Source organism: Collinsella stercoris DSM 13279 (assembly GCF_020735465.1).
Classification (GTDB): domain Bacteria; phylum Actinomycetota; class Coriobacteriia; order Coriobacteriales; family Coriobacteriaceae; genus Collinsella; species Collinsella stercoris.
Genome location: NZ_CP085935.1, coordinates 1,809,218 through 1,826,157 on the forward strand (window position 1 = coordinate 1,809,218; position 16,940 = coordinate 1,826,157).

At 60.8% G+C, this 16,940-nt stretch carries 14 protein-coding genes; 3 read left to right on the plus strand and 11 right to left on the minus strand.

Annotated elements, in window-relative coordinates; all coding sequences use genetic code 11:
• Positions 1–72 precede the first annotated feature (72 nt).
• Both LK434_RS07700 and metA read right to left on the minus strand, forming a co-directional pair.
• Positions 73–2,898 carry an ATP-dependent helicase gene (locus LK434_RS07700; RefSeq protein ID WP_227917919.1) on the minus strand — a complete coding sequence of 942 codons (2,826 nt, stop codon included), beginning with the start codon at positions 2,896–2,898 and terminating at the stop codon, positions 73–75.
• 1,197 nt (positions 2,899–4,095) lie between these two features.
• Positions 4,096–5,022 (minus strand): homoserine O-acetyltransferase MetA, encoded by a 927-nt coding sequence (gene metA / locus LK434_RS07705; RefSeq protein ID WP_006719305.1) that lies wholly within the window; start codon positions 5,020–5,022, stop codon positions 4,096–4,098.
• Between the two features lie 202 nt (positions 5,023–5,224).
• Here metA and LK434_RS07710 point away from each other — a divergent pair, with 202 nt between their 5' ends.
• Positions 5,225–6,298 carry an L-lactate dehydrogenase gene (locus LK434_RS07710; RefSeq protein WP_006721668.1) on the plus strand — a complete coding sequence of 358 codons (1,074 nt, stop codon included), beginning with the start codon at positions 5,225–5,227 and terminating at the stop codon, positions 6,296–6,298.
• Positions 6,299–6,312: 14 nt separating this feature from the next.
• On the opposite strand, the gene LK434_RS07715 is transcribed toward LK434_RS07710, so the two are convergent.
• The 9 genes from LK434_RS07715 to LK434_RS07755 form a co-directional block, all read right to left on the minus strand.
• Positions 6,313–7,230, minus strand: coding sequence for a DMT family transporter (locus LK434_RS07715; RefSeq protein ID WP_227917702.1), 918 nt, complete (start codon positions 7,228–7,230; stop codon positions 6,313–6,315).
• A gap of 236 nt (positions 7,231–7,466) precedes the next feature.
• Positions 7,467–8,468, minus strand: coding sequence for a DMT family transporter (locus LK434_RS07720; RefSeq protein WP_040361661.1), 1,002 nt, complete (start codon positions 8,466–8,468; stop codon positions 7,467–7,469).
• A 96-nt stretch (positions 8,469–8,564) separates the two neighbouring features.
• Positions 8,565–9,650 carry an SIS domain-containing protein gene (locus LK434_RS07725; RefSeq protein ID WP_006721671.1) on the minus strand — a complete coding sequence of 362 codons (1,086 nt, stop codon included), beginning with the start codon at positions 9,648–9,650 and terminating at the stop codon, positions 8,565–8,567.
• Positions 9,651–9,714: 64 nt separating this feature from the next.
• A complete protein-coding gene (locus LK434_RS07730; RefSeq protein WP_040361662.1) occupies positions 9,715–10,452 on the minus strand; it encodes an N-acetylmannosamine-6-phosphate 2-epimerase in 738 nt (245 codons plus the stop codon).
• Positions 10,453–10,566: 114 nt separating this feature from the next.
• Positions 10,567–11,385, minus strand: coding sequence for a PTS system mannose/fructose/sorbose family transporter subunit IID (locus LK434_RS07735; protein WP_006721673.1), 819 nt, complete (start codon positions 11,383–11,385; stop codon positions 10,567–10,569).
• A 2-nt stretch (positions 11,386–11,387) separates the two neighbouring features.
• The gene (locus tag LK434_RS07740) at positions 11,388–12,179 is read right to left on the minus strand and encodes a PTS mannose/fructose/sorbose/N-acetylgalactosamine transporter subunit IIC (RefSeq protein ID WP_006721674.1); all 792 of its coding nucleotides are present in this window, start codon (positions 12,177–12,179) and stop codon (positions 11,388–11,390) included.
• Positions 12,180–12,217: 38 nt separating this feature from the next.
• A complete protein-coding gene (locus tag LK434_RS07745; RefSeq protein ID WP_006721675.1) occupies positions 12,218–12,715 on the minus strand; it encodes a PTS sugar transporter subunit IIB in 498 nt (165 codons plus the stop codon).
• A 38-nt stretch (positions 12,716–12,753) separates the two neighbouring features.
• Entirely contained in the window at positions 12,754–13,167 is a 414-nt protein-coding gene (locus LK434_RS07750; protein ID WP_006721676.1) for a PTS sugar transporter subunit IIA, read from the minus strand.
• A 2-nt stretch (positions 13,168–13,169) separates the two neighbouring features.
• On the minus strand, positions 13,170–14,264 hold the full coding sequence (locus LK434_RS07755) for an SIS domain-containing protein (RefSeq protein WP_006721677.1): 1,095 nt from the start codon (positions 14,262–14,264) through the stop codon (positions 13,170–13,172).
• 350 nt (positions 14,265–14,614) lie between these two features.
• Here LK434_RS07755 and LK434_RS07760 point away from each other — a divergent pair, with 350 nt between their 5' ends.
• Positions 14,615–15,355, plus strand: a complete 741-nt coding sequence (locus LK434_RS07760) for a GntR family transcriptional regulator (RefSeq protein ID WP_006721678.1) — start codon at positions 14,615–14,617, stop codon at positions 15,353–15,355.
• Positions 15,356–15,491: 136 nt separating this feature from the next.
• The gene (locus LK434_RS07765) at positions 15,492–16,916 is read left to right on the plus strand and encodes an ATP-binding protein (protein ID WP_148334637.1); all 1,425 of its coding nucleotides are present in this window, start codon (positions 15,492–15,494) and stop codon (positions 16,914–16,916) included.
• Positions 16,917–16,940: the final 24 nt, after the last annotated feature.

Genomic DNA, 16,940 nt, shown 5'->3' on the forward strand with positions numbered 1-16,940 from the left:
CCCTTTTGTATGGTAGCAGCTAAAAACCCTAGGGAATGCAGGGACTATTGCGAACGGTAGGAATCGGCCCGCCTACGTGAGCTTCACAATGGGCGCAAAGCCCTTCATGAGCTTCTTGGTCTGGCCGTTGCGCTCGAACTGGACCTCGATCATGTCGCCGGCAGCGGAGATGACCGTGCCCGGGCCGAACGTCTTGTGGCTCACGCGGTCCCCGGCGGCAAACGTCGTGGCAGCCGCCGCGGCATCGACCTTGCGCTCGACCGTGGCGGACACGTTCGTCTTCTTGGGACGCGGCGCGCCCGAGCCAAAGGTCGAACGCGAGCGCCCGGCACCGGAACCAGAGCCCTCGCCAAAGGCCGACGCGAACCCCGTACCCACACGACCGGCGTCGGGGCTGATGGACGTGCGGCGCTGCGTGCCCGGCGTCGAGCGCGTGAACGAGCCGAACACCCGCCCGCCGTACATGTCCGACCCTTGGCCGGACCCGAACGTGCCCCGACGGTCGCCACGCTTTTCCCAGCCCGTGCCCGAGAAGCCCGAGGACCCGATGCCGGAGAACTCGATATGCTCGGCGGGGATCTCGTTCACAAAGCGCGAACGCGGGTTGGCCTGCGTGGAACCGTAGGTACGACGCGTGGCGGCGTACGTGAAGAACAGGCGCTTGCGCGCGCGCGTGATGGCGACGTAGGCCAGGCGGCGCTCCTCCTCCAGCTTGGCGGGGTCGTCGTCGGTCCAGCCCGCAACGTGCGGAAAGATGCTCTCCTCCATGCCGGCAACGAACACCGCCGGGAACTCCAAGCCCTTGGCGGAGTGGACGGTCATCATGGTGATGGCGTGCGTGTCGCCCGCAAGCGCATCGAGGTCGGAGCGCAGGGCGAGCCACTCGAGCAGCGCCGGCAGCGCCTTGCAGGCGAGCGGACCGTACGTGCGCTCGACCTCTGCGGCTGCCATGGCCGCGACGTTGGGAGCTGAGGTCGCGGTCGCCATGGCAGGGCTGGCAAACGCCGCCCCAAGCGCACCGGCGGCAGACGCCATCGCGGCGTCCATCGTGTCCGCCGGAGTACCCGCTATGCCTGCGGCAACGCCCGTCGCGCTTGCCAGCGAACCCGTGGAGCCAGCCGCCGCACCCACGGTGGCACCCGTAGCAACGCCCGTCGCGCCCGCCAGGGCGCCCGCGGCAACGCCCGCCGGAGCACCCGCGGTGGCACCCACGGCAACACCCGTCGCGCCCGCCGGCGCAGCCACCGGGACGCCCGCGACGCCCGCGGCGCGCAGCTCCTCGAGGCTCTCCAACGTGCCCTCGATATCCTCGTGCGTCTCCTCGAATTCCGCGGCGACGCCCAGGAATTCCTGGATGTTCTCGGCGCGGCTCTCGGCCTCCATGGTGGCCTCGGCACGGAACGCCTGCACCAGACCGCTCTTGTCCACGATCATCTCGACCACGTCCTTGAGCTCGCCGTCCATGCGGCGCCCCTCGCGGACGATGTTCACAAAGTCACCGAGGGCGTTACGCACCTTGGCGGAGAACAGCCCCGTCTCGGCCATGGCGATCTCGCACGCCTGGAAGAACGAGCAGGCGTTCTGGCGCGCCAGGTCCTCAATACGGCCGATGGACGTCGACCCGATGCCGCGCCGCGGGGTGTTGATCACGCGCTTGACGCTCATCTCGTCGGCAGGGTTCACGATCATCTTGAGATACGCCATGACGTCGCGGATCTCGGCGCGGTCGAAGAATCGCGTGCCGCCCACGATCTTGTAGGGAACGCCCGCACGCAGGAACATATCTTCCAAGATACGGGACTGCGCATTGGTGCGATAGAAAACGGCCATGTCGTCGTAGCTCATGCCGCAGACATGCAGCTTCTCGATCTCCGAGGCGATCCAGCGCCCCTCGTCGCGCTCGTCGCTCGCTTGGTACGCCTGGATCTTCTCGCCGTCGCCCAAATCGGTGAACAGGCGCTTCTCCTTGCGCTGTGAGTTGTTGCGCACCACGGCGTTGGCGGCGGCAAGGATATGGCCGGTGGAGCGGTAGTTCTGCTCCAGCTTGACCACCTTGGCCTTGGGGAAATCCTCCTCGAAGTCGAGGATGTTGGAGATGTCCGCGCCGCGCCAGGAGTAAATGGACTGGTCGTCGTCGCCCACGACCATGAGGTTCTGGTACTTGGCGGCGAGCAGGTTGGCGATCTCGTACTGGACGTGGTTGGTGTCCTGGTACTCGTCGACGCTGATGTAGCGGAAGCGCTCCTGGTACTTCTCCAGCACCTCAGGGCGCGTACGTAGCAGCTCGAGCGTGCGGACGAGCAGGTCGTCGAAGTCCATGGCGTTCGCGGCGCGCAGACGGCGCTCCAGTTCCAGGTACACCTGACCGGCCTTCTGCTCCTGCGGGGAGCTCGCCTTCTCGATGAACTCCTCCGGGCCGATCATGGCGTTTTTGGCCGTGGAGATCTTGGAGCGGATCATGTTGATTGGGTACTGCTTTTGCTCGATGCCCAGGTGCGTCATGATCTCGCGCACCATGCGGCGGGAATCGTCGTCGTCGTAGATGGTGAACTGGCCGGTATAGCCCAGCAGGTCGGCGTCCTCGCGCAAGATGCGCACGCACATGGCGTGGAACGTGCAGACCCACATGCCGCGCATGCCGCCGTCGGGCAGCATGGCGCCCAAGCGCTCGCGCATCTCGGCGGCTGCCTTGTTGGTGAAGGTGATGGCGAGGATCTGCCAAGGGCGAATGCCCAGGTCGCCGATCATGCGCGCGATGCGGAACGTCAGCACGCGCGTCTTGCCCGAGCCGGCGCCCGCAAGGACGAGCAGCGGGCCTTCGGTGGTGAGGACCGCCTCGCGCTGAGCCGGGTTCAGGATATCGATGTCCACGAGCGGGCGGGCGGGCACGGCGTACATCGAGGCACCGGGTGCCGAGACGTGCCCCGGAGCGGCGGCCGCCGAAACGCGCTCCAGGGCAGCGTCCGTTGAGGCGGCAGGTGCAGAAGCACGCTCTGGGGCGGTATCCACCGACGAGGGCTCATAGTCCGCGGGCACGTATCCCGCAGGAGCCTCCATGTGATCGTCTACTGAACCGTAGACATCGAGCGGCACGAGATCCGGAGCGGGCACGGCCCCTCCATCCGACGCGGGCGCAACTGCCGCTAGGTCCCACAAGTTCGGCTGATCCGTCATGCTTTCCACCCCAAAACACATCGCGGCCAGCGTCCAAGCCGGCACTTATTGAGCTCAATCAGTATAGCGAGACGCCCAGACAAACCTAACCGACCGCAAAGCCCCCACACCAAACCCAACCGACCGCAAAGCCCCTCGGACTCGGGGACTAAGCGGCTCCAAAAAGAAGCCCGGGCCACCTTGAAGAAGGTCCCATCCGCCCCAAAGAGGGCACCGTCCGTTTCCAAAGGGAACCGTCCGCCGTAAAGGGGAACCAGTCCGTTTCCAAAGGCTCCACCCCACCCAAAAGGGGTCTTGCCAACCTCTAACGGGGGCCCATCCACCCCAGGAGAAGGTATCATCCGCTCCAAAAAGGATCTCGTCCGCCCCCAGGGGAGCTACTCTCGCCGTAAAAAGGGCCTCGTCAGTCTCCAAAGGGGTCCCGCCCACCCCAAGGGGAGGCCTCGACGACCTCAAGAGGGATCCCATTCGCCCCACGAGAAGGTTCCATCCGCTCCCGACGCACGCGCGCGGGCCGCGATTAACACCAAAATCCGCAAATGCGCGGATAAATTCTCGTCCCAGCAGTAGACGCGCAACATTCCCCAGAAAAACCGCAGGTCAGAACGACGCGCCTATTTCCCCTACACGGCACCCCGCGAATTTATCCGCGCATTTGCGAATCACCCCCAACACAAGGCAACGCAAAGTCAACATGCGGATCGAGCTAGGGCCTTTTATCGGGACTTAACCCCTCCCTGGAAGGCCGAAAAACGCCCTTGGCGCCGGCTTCTTCCTCGGAACAAGGAGGTGTCCCTCTAACCAGGAGGCATATCTCAGGTCAGGAGCCACCCCTTTGACCAGGGGCACCCCCCTAGCCAGAGGCTATTCCTTTGACCAGGAACCATTCGTCTAACCGGGAGCTATCCCTCAGAGCAGGGGCTATTCCTCGACGCCGGCGCAGGTCACGTCGTAGGGGGTCGTCTGGTACACGTAGTAATTGAGCCAGTTGGTGTAGAGGAGCTGAGCCTGGGCGCGCCACATGCACAGCGGCTCGCGCGCAGGGTCGTCGCCCGGAAAGTAGTTCACCGGCACGTCCGGGTCGATGCCCGCCCGCACGTCACGCTCATATTCAAGGCGCAGCGTGTCCGCATCGTACTCCGGATGCCCGAACACGAAGAATCGACGACTGTCCACGCTCTTTACCAGGTACAAACCCGCCTCGGGCGAACTCGCGACCACCTCGAGCTCGGGATGCGCGCGCACCGCGCCCTCATCCACGCCGGTGTAGCGAGAGTGTACGGCAAAGAACCGGTCATCAAGGCCACGCACCAACGGGGAGCTGGGCTTTTCGAGCACATGCTCGTATACGCCCGAGAGCTTGGCGGGCAGTTCGTGCTTGTCGATGCCGTAGTGGTGGAACAGCCCCGCCTGCGCACCCCAGCAAATATGCAGCGTGGAATGCACGTTGGTGGTGGACCAATCCATGATGTCCACGAGCTCGTCCCAATAGTCGACGTCCGAGAAGTCGAGCTTCTCAACAGGAGCGCCCGTGATGATCAAGCCGTCGAAATGCTCGTTGCGCACCTCGTCGAACGTGCGGTAAAACGTCTCCAAGTGCTCGCGGGACACGTTCTTTGCCTCATGGCTGCGCGTGCGCAGCAGCTCGACCTCGATCTGCAGCGGCGTGTTGGAGAGCTTGCGCATAATCTGCGTCTCGGTGGCGATCTTGGTTGGCATGAGGTTCAAGATGAGCACCCGCAAAGGACGGATGTCCTGATGCAGGGCGCGGAACTCGGTCATGACAAAGATGTTCTCGCTCTCAAGCGCCGCGGTGGCGGGCAGAGCGTCGGGGATGCGGATGGGCATGGGGCCTCCTTGGTTCACGTCCCCTTATGGTACGACACAAACGCGCGCGCTGGGAGGCTGGCTCGATGCGAACCGGTGCCGGAGCGAACCGCGCGCCACGGACGCCGTACGTGCGCACCCGCGCCGCCCCGCAACCCCGCCGCGCCCGCTGCACCTGCAAAGCCCATCACGCCCGGAACGCCCGCCCCATGCCGCCATCGCAATGTGTCAGAACGGAGTCGTGTCACTTTATCTCGGCGCAGCGCTGTGCGCGAATTACAATTTCCCTTACGCGAACTTCGGCCGGAAGGACTCGGATATGTACCAGACTCGAAAGATCGGCGTGGTCGGCCAAGGCCACGTGGGGGCACACGTTGCCAACAGCCTCCTGCTGCAGGGAATCGCCGACGAGCTCTACCTGTGCGACATCAATGAGACGAAGGTGACCTCCGAGGTCCAGGACCTGCGCGACTCACTCAGCTTCGTGCCATACAACACCAAGATCGTGAACTGCGGCGACCGCTACGAAGAGCTCTCCTGCTGCGACATCGTTGTCAACGCCGCCGGCAAGGTCGCACTCGCCGCGACCAACCGCGACGGCGAGCTGTTCTACACCACCGACGCCGCCCGAACCTTCGCCAATCGCGTCGTCGACGCCGGGTTCGACGGCATCTTCGTGAGCATCTCCAACCCCTGCGACGTCGTGTGCACCGAACTCTGGCACCTGACCGGCTATGATCCCAAGAAAATCATCGGCTCGGGCTGCGGTTTGGATTCAGCGCGCCTGCGCACCGAGATCTCCAAGCAGATCGGCATCTCGCCCAAGTCCATCGACGCGTACATGATCGGCGAGCACGGCTTCAGCCAGATCGGCGCGTTCAAGGCGGCGACCATCGCCGGCAAAAAGCTCAGCGAGCTCGAGGCCGAGAACCCCGAGAAGTACGCGTTCGACCACATGCAGATCGAGGAACTCGCACGCAAGGGCGGCTATGTGACATACGCCGGCAAGCAGTGCACCGAGTACGCCGTTGCCAACTCCGCCGCGCGTGTCTGCGCCGCCGTGCTGCACAATGAGCACGCCGTTCTTTCGGCCTCCACCCTTATGACCGGTCAATATGGCGAGGAGGGCATCTTCACCTCACTGCCATGCGTGATCGGAGCCGAAGGCGTCGAGGAGGTCTACACGCTCGATCTTTCCGAGCGCGAGCTCGAAGGCTTCCACAAGAGCTGCCAGCACATCCGCGACAACATCGCCCAGCTTGATTGGTGGGACGAGGCAGCCTGGAACGCCAAGTAGCCGCGAGACGCGCCTCACGCGACGAGCGGCATCATGATGATGATCATCGCGAAGCCAAGAAGGTCGGTCGGTGAGAACACGACGCCGATCCACAGTGCGCTCAACACCGTGGCGGAAATGGGTTCGACCGTGGAGAGCATCGCAGTCTTGAGCGATCCGATCTCGTGCACACCCTGCATGTAGAACAGATACGAGCACCAGGTCCCGAGCACCACGAGCGCGCCGAAGACCACCCAGCACGAGATGTCGAACGAGGCGACGGCCTGCCCCCAATCGGGCACGAACGGAGCGGCGATGAGACCGACCAGCAGCATCGCCCAGCCGTTCACCGCCGTGACTCCATATTTGGCGAGGATCCTGCCGGGAAACACCGCGAGCCCCGCACCGCCGAGCGCGGCGAGCAGGCCGAACAGGAGCCCCGCCGGGGGAAGCGCCATCTGCGAGGGGTCGCCCCCCGTGGTGATGAGGAACGTGCCGGCGAGGGCGAGCACCATGCCCGCGATCTCGCGGCGCTTGGGCGCGCGCCGGCCGATCACGCATGCCACGACCGCGACCGGCAGGAGCTGCAGGCTTTGCAGCACGGTAGCGGTGGCGGAATTCGTCGCCTGGATGGCCATGAGGTAGGAGAACTGGTTGAGGAACAGCCCCGCGCCCGCAAAAAGCAACAGATCGCGCACGGCGGATTTATCGCGCATCAGCTCAAAGGGACGGCGATCGCCGCGCACAAGCGCGAGCAGGAGGAACAGGGCACCTGCGAGCACCATGCGGACGCTCATCACCCACAGGGGATCGATGCCGCTCGAGCGGAACAGATAGCTCACGGCCGTACCGGAAAAGCCCCACAGCGCGCCGCCCGCCAGGGCGCAGGCCACACCGCGCAGGTTCATGTGATACGACCCGGCGTGCGCCTCGTGCTTTTCCGACCGTGCCATCATCTTCCACCTCTCTTATCCCAACCACTAAAATCGTCAGGTCACATCCGTCATGTCATAACGTCTGGCTTCGCAGGGCGCCAAAGTTCGCACTCTTCACTACATCAGATCTTCTCTTACCGACATTTCTCTGCGTCCACATAGGACAAAGCCGCCAGACCCGAACGTTTGGTTCAAGTCAGGCGGCCTAATATCCGTGCCGAGAGCGTACGGGCGAAATAGGCTGCGCCGCACTGTCACCAATACAGCCTTGCGGTCTTTGCCTTGAAATTCGCCTGGACCCATTCTTCACGTATGAATGCCAGCAAGCCAAGGGTATACGACGCGCGCTTACCAGCGATGTTGAGGTTCATGGCCGCCACGGACAAAAAGACCACAACGATTCCCGCCGCGCTCGCCGCCCCCATCGGATCGCCCAGCAGCAACACACCGACCAACGACGCGGAAACCACCTCGAGAGATGCGAGCACGGACACCTTGCCCGCCTCGAGCCCCGTGGCGATACCCGCCATATAAAGCAGGTATGCCACAGCAGAAGGAAGCAGGCAAAATACAAACGACCACGACGCGAGCTCGAGGCCCGCGACGCGCGTCACATCTCGGAACGGGAAACCGATGGGCAAAAGACCGATGAACGCGAACAGAAACCCATAGCATACCAACACTCGCGGATCATGTGCGCCCGCAAGGTGTTTTCCACCCAGCACATACACCACATTGATTAGCGCAGCGAAGACGCCCAATGCGACACCGAACACGTCAAAGGACATCCCTGACACATCGCCGTTCGTCACCACGAGAAAAGAGCCGAACAGATTTAATGCAAAGGCGACGCATCTCTGTCCATCGAGCGGCTCGCCGTACAGCAACGCCGAGGCAATGCCCACAAACACCGGCCCTGTATACAACAGCACCGTCGAGGTTGCCACGCCAACCAGCTGCATCGCCTGATAACTGCAAAGATTGCTGACCCCCAAGCCCAAAAAGCCCATTGCTGCGATCAGCGCGAGATCGCGGGGGCTACATCTGAAAAGGCCGGCAATCTCATCCCAAGACCGCCCGCACGCCAATTCCGAAAGCACGATGAACATCGCCACGCACAGAGCCGATCCGCCCATGCGCAAGGTCACGATCCCAACCGTCGACACACCCATGCTCGCCAAATGAGTCACGAAAATACCGACAAACCCCCACATGATGCCGGCGGCGGAAACAAGAAACATCCCCTTTTTGCCCACAGTCGAACTCCTCATCTTCATGTTAGTGCGGAAAAGGCCGCCTGGAGAGCAGTTCATTCATCTCCAGACGGCCTTGTTCCCAACTGAGTCGATGCGCTAGTAGGTGTAGCTGCCCATCTTCTTGTGGAAATCGGGGTCGCTCGCGATGTTGCAGTCGATCCCGAGATCAAGAGAAAGCTTGCGGGCGATGACCTGAAGCGGGACGACGTACTCCATGCTGGAGAAGTACGGCTCGTTCTGGAACGGGAAGACGAAGTCGACGTCGCGATGGCCCTTGTCCTCGGAGGTGATCACGAAGCAGTGGGCACCACGCTCCTTGACGAAGTAATCGCGCATGCGCAGCATGCGTTCAAAGTGCTTGCCGGGGTTGCCCAAGTTGAGCATATAGGTCTTATCGTCGATGGAATGGTACCCACCGTGCATGAACTCCTCGAGCTCATAGCCGGCGACGGCGTAACGGACCGCCTCCCAGATCTTGAGGGTGCCCTCGAGCATGGCGCCCATGTTCCCCTCGCAGCCGAGCACCACAAGACGGCGCGACCGCTTCAGGTCCTCCGCGTTCTCTCGGTACCAGGCCCACGCCGCGTCCGCAATCGCCGGGATATTGTCGGTGGTGGCCAGCATCTTGCGCTCAAGCTCGCCCTTCTCCTCCTCGGTGATGGCACCGCGACGGACGGCGAGCATGAGACCCAGGACGTCGAGAGTGGCGATGGAGCCGATGAAGCCCTTGGTCTTGGGACCGGCGAACTCGTCACCGATTTCGATGTAGGTGGTTACGTCGGCATGGTCGTTCAGCGGGCGGTCGCGCTCGGCGGTCATGGCGATGGTGGCGAGGCCGAGCTCACGGGCGCGATCGAGCGCCTTGATGGTGGAAGTGGAGCGGCCGGCGTGACTGATGCCGACGACTAGGGCGTTCTTGGTGAAAACGCGGGTGTTGTCGACGAACTCCATAGGGTAAACGGCCGTGACCTCGATGCCGAGCTTGTCCTCGATCAATTTGCGCGCGGCGAATGCCGAATGATAGCTCGTACCGGAGCCAGCGATATAGATTCGGTCGATATTCTTGCCCTCAAGATAGTCGAGCGCTTCGCCGAAGATCTCATCTTGATGCTCGACGATGTTTCGGACAGCGTCCTTCGACTCGAGAATGTAGTCGTACATATCCCAATCGTTCGTTGCCATAATGGATTAATCCTCTCTGCGTGTTCCTGTTCGCGAAACCGGGCAAGCCGGCGGCTCGCAGAACCTACTCCTCGTGATAGCGGTTGAGCATGCGCACGAAGCGCTTGGCGGTAATGTGCGGGCGCGTAATGGCGTTTCCGACGACCACGGCATAGGCACCCATATACAGACATTGGACGGCGATCTCGGGAGTGGAGACCTTGCCCTCCATAATCACGCGGGCATCCGTGCCTTTGATGGCATCGACGATGTCGCGGAGCAGATAGAAATCAGGGGAGTCCTTGATGTCGAGCTTGTCGAAGCAGCCGGCCTTCGTGTATCCGTACAGCGTCGGGGCGACGAAATCCGCACCGCACTCCGCGGCGATGCGGGCATCCTCGGCGGTTGCGACATCGGCGAAGATGAGCGCCTCGGGAATGGCCGCCTTGACCTCCTCGATGGTCTTGTAGGAGAGCAGGCCGTCGTCGCGCTTATGATTTGTCGCCTGAAGCGCGATGATCTCGGCACCGGCGTCCCACACTGCCTGAGCCGCCTCAAGCGTGGGCGTGAGGTAGACATCTTTCACGTTTCGATCGATCTTCCAGATGCCCACGACCGGCAGGTCGACCTTCTCCTTGATGGCGCGGATATTCTCGGGTGAATCGACGCGCAGGCCCTTGGCACCCGCCCACTGTGCGCACTCGGCGAACATCGTCGTGATCCCCGGCATGTAGTGGGGCTCGGCGGGCGTCGCCTGACACGAGACGATCAAGCCATCCTCAAGGCTCGCGTACACTTCTTCCTTGGATTTCCTCTCCGACATGATGGAGCTTCCTTTCTGTTCGTAGATGGGCGACATCATCCGGTCCAGCCGAACGGCGCCCGGAAATGGGGGCCATGCCCCGCGTCTTTTTGCGACACCACGGGGCAGTACCGCCTACACCAAGCCAAACGCGGTCATCACGATTCCGAGTGCCAACAGGACGAAAAGGATGACGGTGCCGGAAACGCGCTTCTTGAGCAGCGCGTAGCAGGCAAACACAAGGCCCAGTGGCAGAATCTGCGGGCAGATCTGGTCGAAGATGTCCTGGACAACGATCTCGGCGCCATTGATGCTCGCCGTGGCAGTGAGCGCGATGGTAACCATCGAGGGAATCATCGCGCCGATGACCACTAAGCCCATGATGCGAGCCGCTTCCGTCATCTTCTGCAAGGTACCGTCGGCCTGGATACGGTCGAGGAACTTCGAACCGCCCTCATAACCGATCTTGAATCCCAAGCGACGAACGATCTCAGAGGGGATCACATTGATGACCAGATACAGGATGGGGCCCAGCACGTTCGCGGCGATCGCCAGCGGGGCGGCGATGCCTGCACCGATAACGCGAAAAGTGCCCCAAAAGAAGCTATCGCCGATACCGGCAAGCGGACCCATCAGAGCGGTCTTCACCGATGTGATGGAGGCGGGATCGTATTCCCCCTCGGCGGAGTTGGCGTACTGCTCCTCCATGGCACAGGTGATGCCGATGATAAACGGAGACACGGTCGTTGCGCAGTTGAAGAACTCGAGGTGACGCTTCACGGCCTCTTGCATCTTATCCGGGTCATCACCGTACAGATTGCGCAACGCCGGCATCATCGTCCAAGCGAAACCGGTGGACATCTGGCGCTCGTAGTTGAAGCAACCAAGCAGCTGGTAATGACGGTTGAATACCTTCTTGAGCGTGGCGGTGCTCAGCTTTTTCTCTTCTGCCATGATTACAGCTCCTCAGAATCTTCGTCGATGAAATCGCTCGAGGTGGCACTAGCAAGCTCGGGGGACGCTGCGTTGCCGCCGATGAACAGAAAGTAGATGACCGCGCAGATCGCGCCGAACACGGCGGCGCCGATGGTGCTGACCCCGAGGAAGGCTGCAAGGGCGAAACCAAGAAAGAGGAAAACGCCGAATTTCTTATCCCAGGTCATTTGGATAAGCATCGCAATACCCATGGCGGGCAGCAAGTTGCCGGACTGGGCGAGGCCATCCTGGATGACAGCCGGAATCATCTCGACAAGGCGGGTGATGACCTCAGATCCAACCAGAAAACCAGCGAGGGTCATGCAGAAGTACATGACAAAATAGACGCACGTGCCCATCCACAGGCAGCGCTCGACGCCCCTGTAATCGCGGTTGGCGGCGCAAGCGTCGGCGCGATGCGCGAAGATCGCGTTGACGGTCGGCACGGCGATGGCGCCGAACTGGGCCAACAGGGAGATCGGAATGGCCAGAGCGAGCGTGGTCTCGTACGAGGCGCCCGTCTGGATCGCAAGCGCGGTACCGAGCGCCGAGCCCGTCACGACATCGGGCGGGGTCGTTGTGCCGATACCGGCCAGACCCATCCAAACCAGCTCGAGCTGGCCGCCGACTACGAGACCGGTCACTGGGTCGCCCATGATGAGACCGACCACCGGACCGATGATGATCGGACGGTCGATCATGTGCTGACCGCCGATGCGAGATTCCAGGTAAATCAGCGTGGCGGCAAGTGCCACCAGAACACCTTGAAGCATAGCTGCTCCCCTTCCCTATTTGTCTAGGCTTCCTGCACCTAGGCGAACACCTTCTTGATCTCAGCGAAATCCATCTTTTCGCGCGTGGGGGTTACCTGCGCGAACACCTTGACACCCTGGGCATCGAGGCGCTCGGCTGCCTCATAGTCCGCTCGACTGACATGCACCTGAGGCAGCGTGGGACGGTACTCCTGACCAGGCTGCTTCTTGACGCCGGCGGTACCGATGTTCAAGCGATTGAATTTGTTGTTGAGCTGGTTGAAGATGCTCTCCGCGTCAATGACACTCTCGACCACCAGGAAGATCTTCTTTCCATCGTTGATCGGGTTGTTCAGAGCTTTCACGGCGCCTTCGATGGATTTGATGCCCATCTTCACACCGGCGGGCTTCGCCATTTTCATCGTGTTTGACAAGAAGGTGTCCTTGGCTGCGGCGTCATTTGCGATGAGAATCGTCTCGGGCGCCACGTCAGACGTCCACGAGACAGCCACCAGACCATGCAGTAGTCGGTCATCAGCTCGTACAAGTGCAATCATCGTTGTTCTCCCTTCATGATTGCCACCGCTTGCGCGGCTTACAGTTCATCTGAATCGTCGATATCGTCTAGGGCGAGCCCATTCATAAACACCATTTGACCGCGCGCTTGCTCAACCGCAGCGGCGAGATCCTCATCGGATATGGGGTCCGTCCGGCACACGAGCTCCAACAACAACGAAGCGTTGATGCCGGCGACGAGCTTGAAGCCGTACTCTCCCATCAACAGCGTCGCCTTTTGGTTCACGCTTCCACCGGCGATGTCGGTCAGTACGATTACCTCGTCTTCGGCGGGGAGGGCGTCGAGAACCCCGCGCAGTTCGCCCTCATATTCGGGCGTTTCGACATAGGCGTTGATGACGTGCAGGTTCGCCACATCGGGCATGAAGAACTTCACGAACGCCTCGAACCCCGTCGCCAGGGTAGTGTGGGTTGCGACAATTATTTGGTTCATAATCAATCCTCGCTGTAAACGTGTGCGAACGACCTCTTGCCCTCGGGACGTTTGGCCGTGTCGATACCGACCGCGATGCAGTTCTTGGCGGCGATCACCTGAAACGGAAGGGTATAGACGAGCGGGCTGAGCAGCGCGGGGATCTCCTCGGAAATGCACAGGTCGCACTCGCGCAACTCGATGGCTGCCGCTGCGGATGCATCGCCGATCACGTAAACATTGCTCGTGATCTTGTTATCCAAGAAGAACGACGAGAACAGCGGCACACGATCGATGCCGTGTTCGTTCGACGCGATGAGGAACACGAACGTACCGCCATCGAACGCCATTTGCGGGCCGTGAATCATCTCTTCCATCTCGTAAGAGCTGACTGGGCGCTTGAAGGTCTCACCGAGCTTGAGCTCGCCTTCCACCGCCGTCGCAAAATTGAGGCCGTATGCGGCGATCGCGCCGCGCTCCATGGTGACGAAATCGGCAGCGTTCGCGTCGTACCAAGCCTCCACCTCGTCGAAAACGTCGTCGTAGCGCTCGATGAGCTCACGGATCTGACCCATGATGCGCCCATGATCCTCACAAGGCAGCGCCCCGGAAGTCAGCCCGGCGTCGAGCGCCATGAGCAGCCCTTCGAGCAACGTCACCACATACCCGCGCGTCTCAACCGGAATCAGCTCCACCCCGCAGGTGAGCTTGACCGCGACGTCGACCTCGCGCGTGATCAGGCTCTCCATGGCATCGGTAACCGCCACAGCGAGACAGCCCGCCTCGCGCGCGGCGCGCACGCCCGCAACCGTAGACACGCTCGTGCCCGATTGGGAGATGCCCACGACGAGCGTCTTGCGGGCGCGCTCCGGCGTGAGTGTCGCAAGGCGCATGTCAATGAAGCGCGTGGGGACTTCGGCAACGGCAAACACCTTCGCCAGACGCTCGAAACACGGGGCGATATAAAGCGCGGCATTGTAGCTGGTGCCGGAACCGATGAAATATACCTGCTCGATCTCGTGCGAGGCGAACAGGTCGCGCATGGGGGCGCAGAACTCTTCACGACGGGCAAACGTATCGCGCAACGCACGGCCCTGATCGCGCATATAGCCCATCATGCTCGGTGATTCCTACGTCAAATCTGAAGACATACCACTTCCTCCTATCGACCAGATGATCATTTGTCATTATATTGATATTATCTAATAAGTCATTTTCCACCATATTACAATGATGATTCTGATTTGTAAACTCTAAATGACATGATTTTTACCGTGAACGGTATTTTTTGTTAGAACATTTGCCGTCTCTCGCCTTCTTCACACGGTGCTGCAACCGACGTTGGGAGTGATAAGCACCCATCCAACCTGTAGACACCCTAAATCTGTCTGCTGCCATATTGAGTTTGCAATTGCTCTGGTAATAAGACATTTTCTCGAGTACCATTAAATTGCTGAAAGGATTTGTCATGTCAAAGATTGCCAAGTATCAGATTGTCGAACGGGCTATTCGCGATTCCATTAACAGCGGTGAGCTATCCACCGGAGACCAGCTCATGACGGAAGAAGACCTTTGTCGCAAATACGGCTTCTCCAGAACCACAATCGGAAAGGCCCTCGACAATCTGCGTACCAGCGGCTACATCGAACGAATTCCCGGCAAAGGCACGTTCGTGAGGGCGTCGCGCGTTGAAAAAAGCGCGAGCAGCGGGCGCAGCTTTTCCGAAGACATGAAGGCGATTGGAATGACCGCCTCGGCTAAGCTGATCTCATACGAGGTCCACCGGGCCCATGAGGTTCCCGAAATCGCCGCCAAGCTCAAACTGCACGATGACGATCTCGTCCATCATTTCGTTCGCCTTCGCATGGGCGACGGACGCCCCATCGCAATTGGCGACACCTACGTTTCAGGCACCGTGATTCCCGCCATCAGCATCGAGTGTCTCGACAACTCGTTCTACGACTATGTGAAAACACTCGGACTGACGATTCTTGCACCCAGCAAGCGTCTTAGCGCCGCACTTCCCACGGCGCAGCAACAAGAGCTCCTCGGGGCAACCGATATCGCGCTTCTCTGCTCTTCGCACGTCACCTACACGCAAAAAGAGGGAGAACTCATCCCCTTCGAATACACTGACACCTACTACAACGGCGACCTTTACGCATACACAGTTGAGTCAACTGAGAAGCTCGAGCACGTCGGAGACTAGCCCGTCTCGCCCTAACGAGCACAGGCCATGATGGACCGCTTCGAACACGCTCGGACGCTTACAGCAGTGATGCGCCCTCCTGAATTAGTAAGCATGTTATGATTACCTTAATCGTAATATGCTTAAGGAGTTCTCCATGTTTATCGGGCGCGAAGCCGAGCTTAAAAGCCTCGAAAACCTGTATGGAAAAGAGGGCTTCCAGATGCTCGTCCTCTACGGACGGCGACGCATTGGAAAGACCGCCCTGCTATCGCATTTCTGCAAAGGCAAGCGCACGCTATTCTTCACTGCCGAGCAAAAGAACGACACGGACAACTTGCGCTCCTTCTCCCGCGCCATCTGGTCGTTTTTCGGGGAACGCGACGACAACCCCACCTTCGACTCATGGGCAAACGCTCTAGGCTACCTCGCCGACCATTGCCCGCGAGACGAGCGTACCGTTTTCGTCTTCGACGAATTCCCCTACGCCGCCGCGGCGAATCCCTCGCTGCCCTCGACACTCCAAATCGCCATCGACCACACCTTCAAGCGCTCGAATCTGATGCTCGCCCTATGCGGAAGCAACGAAGGATTCATGGAAAGCGAGGTCCTGGGCTACAAGAGTCCCCTATACGGGCGGCGGACCAGCCAGATCAGGCTCAAGCCGTTCGATTACCAAGATACCGCACGCCTGCTCGGTGGCTACAGTCCCGAGGAACATGCCGCTTACTATGCAGTATTTGGCGGCACGCCCTACTACCTCGAGCAGATCGACCGATCCCTGCCGTTCGCGGAGAATGTCCAGCGCCTCATGTTCGACATCTCTGGAATCCTGTATGCCGAGCCGCAAATGCTCATCAGGCAGGAGCTTCGAGAGCCCGCGACCTACACCTCCGTGCTCGACGCGATAGGATCGGGCGCCACGCACCCTAAACAGATCGCCGAGCGCGCAGGCATCGATCCAGCTGCAGTCAGCAACTACCTCTCCGCGCTCGTGCGGCTCGGCCTGGTGACGCGAGAAGTACCTTTCGGTGAAGACCCCTCTCGCTCCCGCAAGGGTCTGTACTACCTGAGCGATCCGTTCTTCTCTTATTGGTACCGATTCGTCAGCCCGTACATCGGCGCTATCGAGGCGGGCCTTGGAGAAGCAGCGGCCAAGATCGCGACCCAAGGGGACGGCTTTTCCACCTATGTCGGAACGCAATTTGAGGACATTTGCCGGCAATGGCTCACCAATCAGGCAAGAGCGGGGAACCTTCCGTTTCTTCCGCTCGAAATCGGACGTTGGTGGGGCACCGACCCCTCGATCCGCGAACGAGTAGACATCGATGTCGTCGCTGGAAACAAGACGAGCGGGCATCTCTGCGTCGGCGAGTGCAAGTATCGTTCCCGATTCAACGAGAGCGAGGCGATTCAAACGCTCGAACACCGCGCGACGCTCATTCCCGGATTCAAGCAAACCCACCACGTCCTCTTCATGAAGGGCGAGCCAAGCAGCGAAACATCGAGAAAGGCGGGTGATCGACTCGACCTCTCGATTGTCACCCTTGCGGACATCTACCTGGACGTCACCGAGCAGTAGTCGCTCTTCCCATGCCCGCGTTGC

What these genes read in the sequence shown, in the direction of transcription:
- LK434_RS07710 (WP_006721668.1), top strand. Translation starts at nt 5,225, where the DNA reads ATGTGTCAGAACGGAGTCGTGTCACTTTATCTCGGCGCAGCGCTGTGC.
- LK434_RS07730 (WP_040361662.1), bottom strand. Translation starts at nt 10,452, where the DNA reads ATGTCGGAGAGGAAATCCAAGGAAGAAGTGTACGCGAGCCTTGAGGAT.
- LK434_RS07740 (WP_006721674.1), bottom strand. Translation starts at nt 12,179, where the DNA reads ATGCTTCAAGGTGTTCTGGTGGCACTTGCCGCCACGCTGATTTACCTG.
- metA (WP_006719305.1), bottom strand. Translation starts at nt 5,022, where the DNA reads ATGCCCATCCGCATCCCCGACGCTCTGCCCGCCACCGCGGCGCTTGAG.
- LK434_RS07750 (WP_006721676.1), bottom strand. Translation starts at nt 13,167, where the DNA reads ATGAACCAAATAATTGTCGCAACCCACACTACCCTGGCGACGGGGTTC.
- LK434_RS07700 (WP_227917919.1), bottom strand. Translation starts at nt 2,898, where the DNA reads ATGTACGCCGTGCCCGCCCGCCCGCTCGTGGACATCGATATCCTGAAC.
- LK434_RS07715 (WP_227917702.1), bottom strand. Translation starts at nt 7,230, where the DNA reads ATGGCACGGTCGGAAAAGCACGAGGCGCACGCCGGGTCGTATCACATG.
- LK434_RS07755 (WP_006721677.1), bottom strand. Translation starts at nt 14,264, where the DNA reads ATGATGGGCTATATGCGCGATCAGGGCCGTGCGTTGCGCGATACGTTT.
- LK434_RS07725 (WP_006721671.1), bottom strand. Translation starts at nt 9,650, where the DNA reads ATGGCAACGAACGATTGGGATATGTACGACTACATTCTCGAGTCGAAG.
- LK434_RS07765 (WP_148334637.1), top strand. Translation starts at nt 15,492, where the DNA reads ATGTTTATCGGGCGCGAAGCCGAGCTTAAAAGCCTCGAAAACCTGTAT.
- LK434_RS07760 (WP_006721678.1), top strand. Translation starts at nt 14,615, where the DNA reads ATGTCAAAGATTGCCAAGTATCAGATTGTCGAACGGGCTATTCGCGAT.
- LK434_RS07735 (WP_006721673.1), bottom strand. Translation starts at nt 11,385, where the DNA reads ATGGCAGAAGAGAAAAAGCTGAGCACCGCCACGCTCAAGAAGGTATTC.
- LK434_RS07745 (WP_006721675.1), bottom strand. Translation starts at nt 12,715, where the DNA reads ATGATTGCACTTGTACGAGCTGATGACCGACTACTGCATGGTCTGGTG.